This window comes from Chryseobacterium sp. YR221 (assembly GCF_900176315.1).
GTDB lineage: Bacteria > Bacteroidota > Bacteroidia > Flavobacteriales > Weeksellaceae > Chryseobacterium > Chryseobacterium rhizosphaerae.
Window position 1 is genome coordinate 100,986 of sequence record NZ_FWXM01000004.1, and the last position, 14,836, is coordinate 115,821.

Below are 14,836 nucleotides of genomic sequence, written 5' to 3' on the forward strand. Positions count from 1 at the left end.
TATTACTTATGAAAAACAATCAGTATTTTAAAAAGATTGGTAAGTTTTACCATTTTTTATTCTTTTCCGTATTTTCATTATTGGTTCTGGCTTCTTGTTCAAAGGATAACCTGACTGAAGAGAATATTTCAAACCCACCAGAATCCGGTAATCTTAAAAAAATGGGAGACCTTACCGTGCAAAAAAATGTAATGATCCTTAATGATCAATCCGTAGCATCAATTTCTAATTTGAATAATCAGGGAATTACATTCAGTAGTGTCACTGCTCAGACAGATAGTATTAAAGTAGGAACAGTCATTGTAGGAACAAAAGTAGAAGGAGATCACGTGAATACGATTCTTTCCAAAGTAACTTCTATATCCAAAACGAATAATCAGTTGAGTGTACAGACCTCGAGTGCAAAGCTTGAAGAGTTTATCTACAGCGGTACAATCAGCGGTATTTATGATCCATCTGGTAAAGCTCCAATTCAAGTGGATGGCAAAATGGTCAACTATATCCCCATAGAAAACTTTATTTCTGAGGACATGAATACTAAAATTACTGCCATAGAATCCAAAAACAGAAGTAGCCAAAAAAGCATTATTCTTAATCGTTTTAATTTTGATAAAACTTTCCCCATTCCTACTCAGCAGGTTGGCCCTGTAACTATAGCTTCTGATATTAAAGTAAATGGTGGGTTTACTCCTATAATAGATTATAATATTACTTTCTCCTGGGGACATTTATCCGATTTTAAAGTGAACTTTATAATGGATGACATAAGTCTTCAGTCGTGGGCTAATATTCAGTCTTCAGCAGGATATACAGTGAGTGTAACAGATTATTTAAATATTCCTATTGCTCCAATTGTTCTGGGTCCTACAGGACTTATTTTGAGTCCCACTATTGCCGCTGGTCCTTATTTGGGGGCTGCTGCAACTGGAAAAGTTCAGGCCAGGTTATTTGATATTGGGGGTAAGGCCAATTTTCTTGTAGGAATAAATCCTGACCTTAATCATGATCTGATATATAAGGGAGGTCCTGATCTTAATAAGCTAGAGGGTGATTTAACTGCCGAAGTAGGCATAGAAGCCAAGGGTGCTGTAGGCTTACTTTTTGTAACAGCCCCTATAGCCAATTCGGGATTAAGAGGAAGAGTCTCTGCTTTATCTGCTTTAGGCTTGCAATTAATTCCTGATAGGAAAGGAACTTTTGATGTAAAAGGTAAAATTCAGGCTGATATGTTTTATGGATTTGGAGTTTCTCCATTCAGATATGAAGGAACATTCCCTCTTTTTAAGAAGGAGTATTCAATATACCATAAGGAGCTTAATTTTTAGCAATCATAATTTTATGACATCCTAAAAGGATGAGAAAGCAGTGAAAATGAAAGTTTTTACTGCTTTTTTATATGCTTAAACTAATGTTTTTTGAAAATTTGACTATCAGCTTTACGGATACAATGGGTGACAATTTGTTTCACGAACATCACTATTTCGTTGAAACAGTATGAAGAAAAATAAACATTTTTATGTTAATAAAAGTTAACGTTTTTTTATTATTAGGTATTGGTTATGTTAATATTTATTTTGAAAAAAAGATTAAATTGCATTCAATAAGATATTAAAACATTAAATATTACTGTAAAAAATACATGAAATATATGTTTTTAATAGGTATTAACATTTGTATGAATATCATGTGATAGATTGTTTTATTTATCAATCTATATTGAATAAGTAGGGATAGAATCAATAGTGTTTACAAGATAAATAATTTTTAGAATATCATTAGAAGTGTTAAAAGTGGGATATAAAAAACAGTATCAAATTTTTTTTCTGATTTTACTTTTTTTGGGTGGCTGTAATAAAAAAAAGGATATTGCTTATCTAAATGAGGCATTGGATAGAAGCGAAAGATTAAGACTGGAGGGTAAAAAAGATGAGATGGTTGCTTTAAATAAAAAAATAATCAGCATCTCAAAAAGAGAAGGATTTGAAAAAGAAGAAGCCTTGGCATATGTCAATCTTTCCTTTATATACAGAACAGTGGGGAATTATAAATTGTGCCAGTATTATCTGGAATTGGCTGGAAAAATAGCAGTTCATGTTAAAGATAACTTTCTTTATACCAAACTCTATCATGAATATGGAGAGATGAATTATGCCATAGGGTTAACTTATAGAGCTTTAGACTATAATTCTAAAGCTATTTATTATGGGAAAAAACTAAATCAGAGAGGTTGGCTGTTGGGAAATATTTATGAAAAAAGAGCTGAGTTTATTCTCAGTAAAAATAGTGACTCGGCTTTTATCTATTATCATAAAGGCTTTGATGTAGATCCTTCAGCTTTTAATAGTTCTTTAATTGGCTACTATCATCTTCAGCAAACCAAGAATCTTGATTCGGCTTCCTTTTATATCAACAAAGCCATTTTACTTTTAAAAAAGAAAGACTACTGGACATCCAAATGTGGAGTGGTGTATTCTCACTATGCACAATTGCTTTTCGAACAAAAAGATTACCCCAAAGCATTACAGTTTTATGAGAAATCTTTGCAGATCTTACAAAGGACAAAACGGATAAATAAGCTTCCGGATTTGTACCGTCAGATAGCATTAACCTACAAAAAGCTTAATAATACTGAAAAGGAAAACGAATATCTTCTAAAATGCATGAAGCTAAGTAATCATTTAAAACAGTCTGGAAATGATGCATTAGATCTTTCGGTGAGTAAAACAATAGAAAAAAAGGAGACCAGTCCTGAAATAATCTTTTTTTCAATATCTATAGGAATATTGTTTTTGCTTGAAGGTGCCCATTTTTTATTTTTTAAATATCAGACCGCCGGAAATATAGATATAACAATTCCTCCCAATGAAGCTCCCGATAAAAAAGTGGTAATATCTAATGACCATTTCTCGGAATTGTATGATTTATTAAAAACGAATGATGTTAAATTTCTCAATAGATTTGAGGAAATTCATCCTGCTTTTTTTCAAAAACTTTTGAAAATCAATGCCCAGCTGACACAGTCAGAATTATCTTTATGCGCAATGATCTGGCTGGGATTTTCTTCAAAAGACATTGCCGATTTATCCTTTATGCAGCACCGATCAGTACAAACTAAAAAGGGCAGATTAAGAAAAAAACTCAATATTTCTTCCGAAACAGATCTTTATAATTTCTTTAAAAATCTTTAATGATTTGTTCGTTTGCGTAGTTAAGTAAAAAGAGCTTCCCCCTAAAAATATTGTAGGATTTCTGGTTTAGAATTATATAAAAAATCCGGAAGATTTCTTCCGGATTTTTTATATAATATGATATTTAATTCACTGTTACTTTGATCACATTTTGTACAGGAGGAACCGGATATGATGTTCCCACTTTGGAAATCACCATATTTTCACTCTGTGGAGTTCCTCCAAATAAAGCCTGATGGTTTCCTGCTCCCGGATATTGATCAATGCCGGTCCCGGAATCAAATAAAGCTGTTCCGGACGTAACATCTCCTTTTATATTGGCATCAATATTCTGTTCATTGGCGTAGAACCAGTCATTGGAGAATCCAAACATGGTAACATAAGCAATTTTGTCGCCCGGATCTGCCTTAAAGCTGGCAGTAACCTTATTTCCTGGTGATACAGGTGCATTTCCGGCAATGAAGACCCCTTTTACGTTCGGTGAAGATTGTAAACTGTTCTGAAGTTTGGCAACATTTCCCATTTGTGCAATCTCCTTTAACCCCATTCCGCTATCCTTTTTTCCTAATTCGTAGATCGGGTTCTTATCACCTCGATAAACAACTACCAGGGCAGGGGAGAGCCCTGTCATAATTCCCGTATTCGCATTTAGTTTTGTCATCATTTTTGTGATGCTTCCCATTTGTGCAATATCGGTAATCTCGGGGTTGGATAATGTGTTAGGCATAAAGAACGGAGTGCTGTTTAATAGCTGAGAGCCATTATAATTGGAAACAGCCCAGACTCCGGGAGAAAAAGGTGTTTCATGAGCGGTTCCACCGGAAGTATTGGTAATGGTTAGGGTAAACTCAGACGTTACATCATTATAAGCAAGATTCAGCTTCATCAGTTGTGATGCAATGACATTAGGAACCTGCATAATAGGTTTGCTTTCCACTAATCCCGTCATATTGTCTTTGGTTCCATTATCCCACAAAAGTACTTCTGACGAAACATTACCAGTTATGGCATTCCCATTATTATCAAATAATTGTATTCCGGGTTGCTTAGAGGCAAAGAACCAGTCTTTGGAAGCACCATACATAGTTGAAAACATTAAAGACTGAGCTTTTCCAGCGCTGAATTTAATAGAAACCGATTGTCCCGGTAAGATCACCGGCTGTCCCGTTCCCTGAAAGCTGCCACTTTCTACAAAGTCCTTAGGGGTGACAACATTCTCAAAAGTAATACTTCTCTGAAAGGACATATTTCCCATCATGTCATCATCAGAATCGTTACATGAATAAAGACTAAATGCAGCGATAAGACCTGCTGCTGTACATTTTAAAAAGTTCTTTTTCATAAGATAATTTTTTATAGTTATAACTGTGCTAAAACTATAGTCGAAGACTTTCTAACATCCTGACAAAAAAATAATTATTTTCTTATGAGTTGACCCTTAGTAAATAATACGTCGAGTTTTGTCGTTAGGCAGGACAATATTTGCAGCAGGACAAAATAGATGTATGAATGCACCTCTTGACCTAAGAATTAACTTATAATCAAAAAAATATTAAATGGATAATTTTATTGTTTTAACTAAAGATTTTGTAGCCAATGAAAGTGCGGTGGTAGATATTAAATCATTCGGATTGGGAAGTACGTTGGGCTCATTGGTATTTCAGAATAAAAAGGGCCAGTCTGCCACATTTTTATGGCAAAAAAATATAATGCCCGACAATACAGAAAAAACGGGATACTTCAAAGAAGTTACCAATGAACTGGGGGTGAGAATTGCTCATTATGACGGATTCATCACCGTTACCAATGGTGGGGGAGTTCAGTATCTGGAAGCAGAATTAAAAATTTGAGACAAAGAAAAGGAGGCGTATGCTATATTCCCTTTTTACCGTCTAAGATCATCTGTATCATTTTGATCTTTCTATTTTCTCTTGTTTCAGGCTTCTTAGCTTCTTCAATCCAGCGGATGTATTCCTTCTTGTGAGTGTAGCTCATGCTGTCGAATATTGTTTTGGCTTTAGGGTTTTCATTAAAGATAAAAGCAATATCTTCTGCAATGGCTATAATTCTTTCCTCCTTATCTTCCATAAGAGAAACGGAAACCTCATCTCCAAAAGTTTTTCCAAGCTGCTTCCTTACTTCCTGGGTTAGTCCTAAGAGGTGGCAGTCGGTTTTCATTTTGGCAAGGCTTCCCCGGTATTCTACCTGACCGTCAAAAACAGCCTTGATCCTGACCAGTCCTTTTTTTCCAAATATATCTTCAGTAGAAAAAGGAAACTCTACATAGGCGGCATTCATTTCTCCATTTTGTTGAATGGTGGCTGTAAACTCTATTGTTTTAGGAATCATGATGAAAGATTTATTATTCAAAAATAAAAAAACCGCGAAAACTAAATTTCACGGTTTTAAAAATAAATCAAAAGAGATTATTTTTTCTTTATTTTCTTAGGTGCTGTAGTTGTACCTGAGTTTTTAGATTTTGTATCAGCAGGAGTGTTTTCACTTCTTACAAGCTTTAGCTCATCCACTAATCTTCTGGCACCAGCATATTTGTCAATTGTCCAAAGAACAAAACGAACATCTACGTTGATTGTTTTCTGCCATTCCTGTTCAAATACGATATCTCCGCTTAATGCCTCGCTGTTTCCGTCGAAAGCAATACCGATAAGGTTTCCGTCACCGTCAATTACCGGAGAACCAGAGTTACCTCCTGTAATATCGTTGTTAGAAAGGAAGTTTACAGGCATATAACCTGCAGCATCTGCATACTGTCCGAAATCCTTAAGGTTATAAAGGTCGATCACTCTTTGAGGAAGATCAAACTCTTCATCGCCTTTCTTGTATTTTCCTACAAGACCAGTCATGTCTGTATAATAGTTATCTGTAATACCGAAATAATTTCTGTCATTTCTGATAGGAAGTTTATCTACAGTACCATAAGTTAATCTCATAGTAGAGTTAGCATCCGGATAGAATTTTTTCTCAGGCATAGCCTTCATTAATCCAGCTAAGAACAGACGGTTATTTTTTGCAAAATTATCATCTACCTTAACATATCTTTCAGTGCTCATTTTTTGATCTGCCATGATTCCGTTAGCTGTTTTCCAAAGTGGATCAGCATCAAGCTTTAATGCATCCGGATTCAATAAGAAGTTCGTAGCAGAAGTTTTGTTAGCAAAAATTGAAGAATAAGCCAGGTTAGAAACTGTTTTAGCGTCTAATCCTAAAATAGTAGCAGAAGCTACATCTTTATTTTTAACTCTTGCCTGGTAAAGACTTGTCATAGCGGCAAGCATCTCTCCTTCCAAAGAAGGATTGAAGTTTTCATAAGCACCTTTGATTGCAGCTTCTGTTTTAGCTTTCATGGCTAATCTTCCCTGCATATCCTGAGCAGCATAAGCCTTAAGAGCAGAACCTACCTGTAAAGCAAGAGAGATATATTTTGTGTTTCTTGCAAACTGTGAAGCATAGTTTCTCTCAACATTTCTGTCTGAAACCTGCGTGTAATAAGCACCAATGTCCTCCAGAACACCATCATAAGCATCGTTTCCTGGCATTGCAGCCCATTTTTTATAAGTATCTTCAATCTTCTGTTTGTCAGAGATGGTTCCGTTTTTATCTACTGCATCAATAGTTCCCTGTCTGTTTTTCCAGTAGTTCGCTACAGAAGCATATTGAGAAGCATAGTTAAGCTGAGTCGCCTTATCCTTATCCATATACTTTTTCATTACGTCCATAGCCACTTTAGAAGCCTCTACCCATGCCGGATAGTCTTTGTTTACCATTTGCTGAATTCCGTAAGAAGTCAGGTAACGGTTAGTTCTACCAGGGTATCCTAAGATCATTGAGAAATCCCCAGGCTTAATTCCCTTAAGAGAAACCGGAAGGAAATGCTTAGGCTTCAAAGGAGTGTTGCTTGGAGAATATTCAGCAGGATTTCCTGCAGCATCAGCATATACTCTGAAGACTGTGAAGTCAGCAGTATGTCTTGGCCACTCCCAGTTATCCGTATCACCACCGAATTTTCCTAATGAGGAAGGTGGAGCACCTACTAATCTGATATCTTTATAATCCTGATATACGAAATAATAAAATTCATTTCCGTTAAAGAAATCTCTTACCACTACAGTATATTTTCCGTTTTCAGAGTTTTCTGTCTGGATTGCTTTTGTTTCAGCATCAATAACAGCTTTTCTCTCTGCTCCGGTCATATTGTTGTTTAGTTTAGAATTGATTCTCTGCGTAGCATCATCCATTCTTACTAAAAATCTTACATAAAGATCCTTTGCATTAAATTCGTCTTTTTGTTTCATTGCCCAGAAACCATTCTTCAAATAGTCTTTTTCTGGTGTAGAAGCAGCCGCCACAGCGCCATAACCACAGTGGTGATTGGTAAATATCAGTCCTTTGTCAGAAACAATTTCACCAGTACAGAAACCTCCAAAGCTTACAATAGCATCTTTTAAGCTTGAATTATTTACTGAATAAATTTCTTCAGGCGTCAGGTGTAGACCTTCTTTTTGCATATCAACACCGTTAAGTCTTTTGATGAGCATTAGCAGCCACATCCCCTCATCCGCCCTCATCTGAGCAAAGCTCAGCAAGAAAGTGAATAGTAGAAATAGTCTTTTCATTTTATAATATAATTTTTGTGTCGCTAATTTACTAATTTTTACGATATTCAGTCCCAGATTGGTATGAAAATGGAATGATAATGCGCATGAAAAAAATACTAGTATCACTTTTTACCGTTTTATTTCTGGGTCTTGTCTTAAATTGCTCTGCTCTGCCGGATAAAAATCCTGCCCTTCAGAGACAATGGATGCTGATTTCTTTAGATGGTTTTTCTAAAGATCAGCTGATTGCCAATAAAGCGGAAATCAACCTCACCGGGAAGATGGAAGATGGTAAAATTCAGGGAAGTGCTTACATGGGATGCAACAGAATGTCTTTTGCTTTAGAATTTAAAAAAGGAGGGAAAGTAAAAATATCAAATGGAGCGAGTACCATGATGGCTTGTCAGAATATGGAGCTGGAAACTTCTTTTCAAAAGAAATTTGATACGATGACCAAATACACTGTAGAAGGGCATTTCCTGACACTTTCTGATGAGAAAGGAAATACAATGAAGTTTGTAGCTGCTGATTGGGATTAATCTTAATTATCATTACCAATATATAAAAGTCCGCCGGATTGGCGGACTTCTTTTGTTTGAAAAATCTAGATAGGTTATTAGCTTTTAAGTTATCAGTTTTTTGGAATTGTTTTTTTTATTTGCTCCAGCGTTGCGGTATTGGGTAATCCTGTTGTATTATTTGTGTTCCTAGAATTCGTTGTATTACGGGATGCCTGTCTGTTGGGAATTGTCGTTTTTATTTCTTCAAGGCTTGCTGTATTGGGAAGTAACTTCCCGGAACCAGATGGCGCCTTAGGTTTTGCTTCCTGTTTTTTCACTTCCAGTCCCTGATCTGAAACCAGAGCCGTTGAGGAAGTTTTTTTCTCTGTTTTTTCCTGATTGTCTTTTACTGTCTTTGCTTCCTGTTCCTTTGCTTGTTTTAAAACCTGAGCCTGATCTTCTGTCGGTGCTGCTTGTTTATTTTCCTGGGCATAGATAACGGAGCTTAAGAATAATAACAATGTGATATATACTATTTTCATGACGGTTTATTTTATGTTGACTAATACCTGAATTTTTCCAATTTCTTTCTGATCATAATCCTGAAGGGATTTTCCAATCACTTGCCCTATTTTTACCTTTTTAAGGCTGGCTTTCATGGCTACTCCCGGTGTTGAAGAAGTCACCAAAAGATCTCCTCTTTTTATCTTTCCGTTTTCCAGGCATACTTTAGTGGGGATTACCCCGATTACACCCATAGGAACTTTATCTGAGATATCGGTATCAATATGCTCTTCCGTAAGAAGTACTCCCGGTTTGGTAGCATATACACCGGCAACAAGGTTAGAGTAGGGTTTTGATGATTTTTCTACGGTTCTGTCAGAATTTACTGAGATCACTAAAATATCTCCGGTTTCATATTCGGAAATTTTTCCCTCCACATCAAATGCTTCGGCAACGTCAGCCCCACTGGCTTGTGTTCCTCCGTTAAAAAATCCTCTTCCGGCTTTGTTGATTCTGGCTACATTGGTTGAAGCACTCTGGTAGACGGCAATATCACCGGATGGTCCCTGATGATTGACAAGTAAGGTAGAGCCCGTCCCCGTAGTGGTTACATGTACTACCGGCTGGCCGTTACTGTTATTGAAGTTCGCAAATCTCCCTGCTTTACCTGTACCAAAATTGGGTATAAAACCTGAGATCGCATTACCATTTCCATCACAAGAGGCTTCAATACCATCACCCGTTCCACCGGCATTGGCCGTAATCCCATTTCCGTTTCCTTCTGTTAAGGCTAGTAAAGCGGGACCATTTCCTGAAGCGTTTGATGAGTAAAATAAACCTCCGTATCCTCCGGTTCCGGATGATAAACCATAAATACCGGCTGTCCCGAAATTGGCGAATATCGAATTGACCTCCCCTTTGACTGCCGGAGAAGTTCCCTGAGTTTTATCCACTTTGAAGTTTCCTGCAGTACCATTTCCTACTGTGGTTACCGTAATTACATCACTGGTGTTGGCATCATTAAAAATATTGAACCGTCCGGCACGTCCGGTTGCAAAAGATGGAACCCAGGCATACAATGCATTTCCGTTACCATCAATATTGGTTTCAACACCATTACCGTTTTTGCTCGCATTAGCGGTAATTGCATTTCCGTTACCATCCGTAATAGCAACCAGTGCGGCTCCGTTACCTGAAGGATTAGAAGCATGAAATAAACCGGCAAAACCTCCTGTTCCGGAAGAAATACCGAAAACACCTGCTGCTCCAAAGTTTCCGAAAATAGTGTTGACTTGTCCTCTTACTGCCGCTCCAACGCTATTGGTGTTGTTGACAAGAAAAGAGGCTGCATTCCCCTGTGTATTGTCAGGGATGTTTCCATTGCCATTAGTTTCTACCTCAAACGTATTATTGGTTGTATTGGTTTGGTTCAGATTTTCAAATCGGCCTGCACGGCCTGTACTGTTATTTAAACCTACCTGTCCATAAACTCCTATACCGGTTCCCGTGGCATTGGTGGCAATAAATCCTCTTACCCCATATCCACCTCCGTCATTTCTACCCACTACAGCTCCGGCAATATCACTGGTTGTTCTTCCTACCACTGCTTCACCGGCTCCGCTATTATCTCCTATAATCCCTGCAGAAGTTTGGGCAGACGTGATACCGTGTACTGCAAAGCCACTTCCTGTTGAACTGAAAACACCGGTTCCGTTTCCGGAAGTCGTCACATTGATGACCGTTCCATTTCCTAGAGTAGAAGCATTAAGAACATTATTGTTATTCGCATTATTGAAGATCGCAATGTTAGCAGGAATTCCGTTGTTACTGGTCGCAGAAAGTCCCGTTCCTGTATTGCTGTTTGCATATACCCCATATCCATTTCCACTGGAATTTCCATACACCCCTAATCCATTGGGAGTAACACCATAAACACCCCATCCGCTTCCGTTTTGGCTTCCCCAAACTCCTACTCCAAGGCCTCCGGTTCCGTTATTGATCCCGCGTACCCCTGAAGAAAAACCTCCGGGACCCGTACTGGTCACAATTCCTCTTACTGCAGCAATACTTGAAGTGGCTGTATTATTAGTCCCTTCTAAAGAAGTTCCATCTCCATCATTCGTTAATGAAAACAAAGTAGAAGCATTATTTACCGTATTGGTATAAGGAATGGTAAAGGTACCGCCACTGTTTCCTGCGGTCTTGGCATACATAGCGTACGGAACACTTAGCAGTTGGCTGGTTCCTGTAATGGTATAATTGGTTCCTCCCGCAGGGTCGGTTTCAGTTTTTAAATAATAGTTTCCTGATGACCAGTTGATCGAAGCAAATGTTCCTGTAATAATGGTTCCTGTTCCTATTTCAAGGCTGATAAGACCATTGGTATTGGTATTTCCGGTAAGTCGTTCAGAATAAACCTCTGCTCCGGCAGGAGAACCCTGCAGTATACTTACCTTGACAGCGATGGCCTGATTGCTTAGCAGTTGTCCGACGCCATTTCTCATGACGGCCTGATAACTCATTTTTTCAGGAGCCTGTGAAAGCCCCATAAAGAAGCCTAAGAGAATCCAGGACAGTAGTAATATTTTTTTCATGGCATTTATTTTTTAATGATTTTAAAAGTTTTAATGTTTTCTCCATTCCTGCTAATTCTGATAATATACATGGCAGAAGGCAGAGCAGAGAAATTAAGCTCAGATTTTGATTGTAAAATCATATCTTTTTTGATCAGTTTGCCCTGAGAATCGAATAACTGATATTCTGAATTCTTATAATCGTTTGTGGTAAAATCCAGATACAAATATTCTTTAAAAGGATTAGGGTAAATAAGAATGTCTTTCTGATCTTTTTGATCTGATGAAGCTTCCTGGGAGGAAAGTGTGGTGATTTCGAACCCCTGCTGTACCCCTTCAAGAAGCTGAATGGGAGTGCCTTTATTGAGGTATGCAGTCTGGCCTATACTGTAAGATACAGAACCATTGCCTGATGACGCATCCGCTCCGGTAGCCAAAAGTGCTGACTGGGCCCGAAAGATGACGACAGAAAATACAAGCAAGGTGAGGCAATAAATAGATTTTTTTTTCATGAATAGCAGTTTTTAGGTGATTAGTAAAAAGTTTTTTTAAGGGCAAATTTGGGAAGACTAAATTACCACCTATGCACATCGGATTATAGAAAAATAGACCAACGGCAGAAATAATCGACCAATGGCGTTTTGTGAATTATTGTTGAAGAAAGTCTGTGTTTTTAGGGCTCGAAAAAGGAGAGGTTATTTTTATAAGCCCTGCCTATCGGAAGCTTGATGTGGTGGGTTAATTCTATTTCATGGCAGCTTTTTCCCCGGATAAGATGTCTGGGTACGGCATAGCTGCGGTGTATTCTCACAAAAGAATCAAAGAAGTTTTTAAGAAGCAGGTTTCCTAAAGAATCGAGGATACAGTGATTTTTTTCCAGTGTGATAATCCGGGTATAGTCTTTCAAGGCTTCCAGATACAAAACATCTGTTTTTCTGATCTGAGAAATATGGCCACCTTCTTTTATCTTAATAAAATTTTCCCCAAATAGGGCATCATAGCAATCGCACTTTTCTTTTACTTTGAAAAAATCAAAAAGCCTCTGCATGGAGTAATGAAACCGTTCTGCTGTTAGGGGTTTGGTTATAAAGTCCAGGGTGTCGATTTCAAAAACAGTAGCGGCCAGCTCAGGATGGGAGCTCACAAAAATACAGGCAGGTATTTTATGGGCCAGTTTTCTGAATTCCGGACCACTCATTCCCTTTAAGTTGGTTTCGATAATAAGAAGGTCAATGGGAAGGTCGAGATAGGGAATTGCTTTTTCTGCCGAATCGAAAGAAGCGACAATTTCTATATTTTCATACGGTCTGATATAATGCTGAAGAACCAGCTTATCCAGTTCATCATCATCAATAATCATACACTTAATTTGTGTAATCATGATCTTCTGGCAATTAGTCTAACTATTTTAAATTTAAGATTTTAAAATCTTAAAATTATCACATAAAGTTATTGATTTTTATGAAACAATACTATAGCGGACTTAAAATTATATTAAAAAGTGTTATTAAATAAAATTTGATTTTGTTTTTTTTCTGAAAAATATTATCTTGTAAAAATCATAAACATAGATAGAATTTCATGTTAGAAAAGAAAGAACATAATTATGAGAAAGCAGTCTTGGTGGGTCTTATTACACAGCACCAGGATGAAGAAAAACTACTGGAGTATATGGACGAACTGGAGTTTTTGGCTTTCACAGCAGGAGCAACCGTACAGAAACGCTTCACTCAAAAATTAACCCAACCTGATTCCAAAACCTTCATCGGAAGCGGAAAAGCAATTGAGATAAAAGAATACGTAAAAGAAAATGAAATAGGAACTGTCATTTTTGATGATGAACTTTCTCCTTCCCAGCTTAAAAACCTGGAAAGAGAGATGGAAGTTAAAATTTTGGACCGTACCAACCTTATTCTTGATATTTTTGCTCAGCGGGCACAAACCTCGTACGCAAGAACTCAGGTGGAATTGGCACAGTATCAGTATCTTTTGCCCCGTTTGACAAGAATGTGGACTCACCTTGAGCGTCAAAAAGGAGGTATCGGGATGAGAGGTCCCGGTGAAACGGAAATTGAAACTGACCGTCGTATCATCCGTGACAGGATTACCTTATTGAAAGATAAGCTGAAAACGATTGATAGGCAAATGGCTACCCAGCGTAATAACCGTGGAAAAGTAGTTCGTGCAGCTTTAGTGGGATACACCAATGTGGGAAAGTCTACCCTGATGAATTCCCTGTCAAAATCTGAAGTTTTTGCTGAAAATAAATTATTTGCAACGCTGGATACTACCGTACGAAAGGTTGTGATTGGCAATTTACCGTTTTTACTTACCGATACCGTAGGGTTTATCAGAAAACTACCCACTCAGCTGGTAGAATCGTTCAAATCCACATTGGATGAGGTACGTGAAGCGGATCTTTTGATTCATGTTGTAGATATTTCTCACGAAAGTTTCGAAGACCATATAGAATCTGTGAATCATATCCTAATGGAAATCAACGCTCATCAAAAACCAATGATCATGGTTTTCAATAAAATTGATGATTTCAGCTACGAGAAAAAAGATGAAGATGATCTGACTCCGGGTACAAAGAGAAATATTTCTCTTGAAGAATGGGAAAAAACATGGATGGCAAAATCCAAATACCCTACTGTTTTTATCTCTGCACTGACGAAAGAAAACTTCCCGGAAATGAAGAAGATGATTTACGATGAGGTTATGAAAATTCATATTTCCAGATTCCCATACAATGATTTCCTTTTCGAGTATTTCGATAACGACGACGAAGAAAACAAGAATTGATGAAATATCCCTTTTTTCTTCTATTCATATTTTTTTCGGTTTTTGGCTTCAGTCAGAAATCAAAAATTGATATGAAAGCTATTGAGAAAAGTCTAAACAAGAGTGATTCCCCGTACAATTATGAAAAACTTATTTTTAAGTACAAGGGACTTCCAAGATCTTTAGACAGTATAGAATCTCAGTATCTTTACTATGGAAGGAATTTTAGAACGGATAAAATTATCACCTCGGATGACCGCTTTAAGGGCCTGGCAGAAGCTTTTAAACAAAATAATTTTGAAGACTGTATAAAGCAGGGAAAAGCCTTGTATGGTACAGATCCTACCAATCTCGATATTCTGCTGATTCTTCTCAGAGCTTATGATTCTATCAAAGATGGAAACAATTTTATGCACCACTTGAATCAGTTCCGTTCATTAGCGGATGGAATAAAAAGCTCCGGAGATGGTAAATCTGAAAAAACGGCTTATCTGGTTAATTCCGTGGGAGACGAATATATTTTGCTGAATATTTTGAAAATTGGGCAGGATTATACCAGAGGTTCAAAACCTTCCAAAGACGGAATGTTTGACATCTGGGAAAAAGAAGGGGTTAAAACCTATATCAAAGTACTTTATTTAGATTCATAAATTAATTAATTTAAAAAACAC

At 37.3% G+C, this 14,836-nt stretch carries 13 protein-coding genes; 6 read left to right on the forward strand and 7 right to left on the reverse strand.

Translation table 11 applies throughout. From position 1 onward, the window contains the following. Positions 1-8: 8 nt before the first annotated feature. Complete coding sequence (locus B8967_RS12880; RefSeq protein WP_084086374.1) at positions 9-1,325, forward strand: hypothetical protein; 1,317 nt, start codon at positions 9-11, stop codon at positions 1,323-1,325. Positions 1,326-1,886: 561 nt separating this feature from the next. Further along, on the forward strand, positions 1,887-3,188 hold the full coding sequence (locus B8967_RS12885; protein ID WP_143330520.1) for a tetratricopeptide repeat protein: 1,302 nt from the start codon (positions 1,887-1,889) through the stop codon (positions 3,186-3,188). Positions 3,189-3,312: 124 nt separating this feature from the next. On the opposite strand, the gene B8967_RS12890 is transcribed toward B8967_RS12885, so the two are convergent. Then, on the reverse strand, positions 3,313-4,530 hold the full coding sequence (locus B8967_RS12890; protein WP_084086376.1) for a spondin domain-containing protein: 1,218 nt from the start codon (positions 4,528-4,530) through the stop codon (positions 3,313-3,315). A 214-nt stretch (positions 4,531-4,744) separates the two neighbouring features. On the opposite strand from B8967_RS12890, the gene B8967_RS12895 reads away from it, so the two are divergent. After that, the gene (locus B8967_RS12895) at positions 4,745-5,038 is read left to right on the forward strand and encodes a hypothetical protein (protein ID WP_084086377.1); all 294 of its coding nucleotides are present in this window, start codon (positions 4,745-4,747) and stop codon (positions 5,036-5,038) included. Between the two features lie 22 nt (positions 5,039-5,060). Here the strand turns inward: B8967_RS12895 and B8967_RS12900 are convergent, their stop codons facing one another. Further along, entirely contained in the window at positions 5,061-5,537 is a 477-nt protein-coding gene (locus B8967_RS12900) for a YdeI/OmpD-associated family protein (RefSeq protein WP_084086378.1), read from the reverse strand. A 77-nt stretch (positions 5,538-5,614) separates the two neighbouring features. Next, the gene (locus B8967_RS12905; protein WP_084086379.1) at positions 5,615-7,822 is read right to left on the reverse strand and encodes a S46 family peptidase; all 2,208 of its coding nucleotides are present in this window, start codon (positions 7,820-7,822) and stop codon (positions 5,615-5,617) included. Positions 7,823-7,908: 86 nt separating this feature from the next. On the opposite strand from B8967_RS12905, the gene B8967_RS12910 reads away from it, so the two are divergent. Continuing rightward, the gene (locus B8967_RS12910; protein WP_228406166.1) at positions 7,909-8,343 is read left to right on the forward strand and encodes an META domain-containing protein; all 435 of its coding nucleotides are present in this window, start codon (positions 7,909-7,911) and stop codon (positions 8,341-8,343) included. Between the two features lie 92 nt (positions 8,344-8,435). Here B8967_RS12910 and B8967_RS12915 read toward each other — a convergent pair whose 3' ends face one another. From B8967_RS12915 to B8967_RS12930, 4 genes are all read right to left on the reverse strand, one after another. Next, the gene (locus tag B8967_RS12915) at positions 8,436-8,846 is read right to left on the reverse strand and encodes a hypothetical protein (protein WP_084086380.1); all 411 of its coding nucleotides are present in this window, start codon (positions 8,844-8,846) and stop codon (positions 8,436-8,438) included. 6 nt (positions 8,847-8,852) lie between these two features. Next, positions 8,853-11,402: a beta strand repeat-containing protein gene (locus B8967_RS12920; RefSeq protein ID WP_084086381.1), complete on the reverse strand. Its 2,550-nt coding sequence runs from the start codon at positions 11,400-11,402 to the stop codon at positions 8,853-8,855. Positions 11,403-11,407: 5 nt separating this feature from the next. Next, the gene (locus B8967_RS12925; RefSeq protein ID WP_084086382.1) at positions 11,408-11,893 is read right to left on the reverse strand and encodes a T9SS type A sorting domain-containing protein; all 486 of its coding nucleotides are present in this window, start codon (positions 11,891-11,893) and stop codon (positions 11,408-11,410) included. Positions 11,894-12,054: 161 nt separating this feature from the next. Then, entirely contained in the window at positions 12,055-12,762 is a 708-nt protein-coding gene (locus tag B8967_RS12930) for a LytR/AlgR family response regulator transcription factor (RefSeq protein WP_228406168.1), read from the reverse strand. A gap of 200 nt (positions 12,763-12,962) precedes the next feature. Between B8967_RS12930 and hflX the strand changes: the two genes are divergently transcribed. Then, complete coding sequence (hflX, locus tag B8967_RS12935; RefSeq protein WP_047484572.1) at positions 12,963-14,186, forward strand: GTPase HflX; 1,224 nt, start codon at positions 12,963-12,965, stop codon at positions 14,184-14,186. A 71-nt stretch (positions 14,187-14,257) separates the two neighbouring features. Then, entirely contained in the window at positions 14,258-14,815 is a 558-nt protein-coding gene (locus tag B8967_RS12940) for a DUF4919 domain-containing protein (protein ID WP_228406171.1), read from the forward strand. Positions 14,816-14,836 lie beyond the last annotated feature (21 nt).

Excerpts from the sequence above, each read along its gene's own strand:
- B8967_RS12915 (WP_084086380.1), bottom strand. The coding sequence starts at position 8,846 with ATGAAAATAGTATATATCACATTGTTATTATTCTTAAGCTCCGTTATC.
- B8967_RS12920 (WP_084086381.1), bottom strand. The coding sequence starts at position 11,402 with ATGAAAAAAATATTACTACTGTCCTGGATTCTCTTAGGCTTCTTTATG.
- B8967_RS12925 (WP_084086382.1), bottom strand. The coding sequence starts at position 11,893 with ATGAAAAAAAAATCTATTTATTGCCTCACCTTGCTTGTATTTTCTGTC.
- B8967_RS12910 (WP_228406166.1), top strand. The coding sequence starts at position 7,909 with ATGAAAAAAATACTAGTATCACTTTTTACCGTTTTATTTCTGGGTCTT.
- B8967_RS12905 (WP_084086379.1), bottom strand. The coding sequence starts at position 7,822 with ATGAAAAGACTATTTCTACTATTCACTTTCTTGCTGAGCTTTGCTCAG.
- B8967_RS12900 (WP_084086378.1), bottom strand. The coding sequence starts at position 5,537 with ATGATTCCTAAAACAATAGAGTTTACAGCCACCATTCAACAAAATGGA.
- hflX (WP_047484572.1), top strand. The coding sequence starts at position 12,963 with ATGTTAGAAAAGAAAGAACATAATTATGAGAAAGCAGTCTTGGTGGGT.
- B8967_RS12890 (WP_084086376.1), bottom strand. The coding sequence starts at position 4,530 with ATGAAAAAGAACTTTTTAAAATGTACAGCAGCAGGTCTTATCGCTGCA.
- B8967_RS12895 (WP_084086377.1), top strand. The coding sequence starts at position 4,745 with ATGGATAATTTTATTGTTTTAACTAAAGATTTTGTAGCCAATGAAAGT.
- B8967_RS12880 (WP_084086374.1), top strand. The coding sequence starts at position 9 with ATGAAAAACAATCAGTATTTTAAAAAGATTGGTAAGTTTTACCATTTT.
- B8967_RS12940 (WP_228406171.1), top strand. The coding sequence starts at position 14,258 with ATGAAAGCTATTGAGAAAAGTCTAAACAAGAGTGATTCCCCGTACAAT.
- B8967_RS12930 (WP_228406168.1), bottom strand. The coding sequence starts at position 12,762 with ATGATTACACAAATTAAGTGTATGATTATTGATGATGATGAACTGGAT.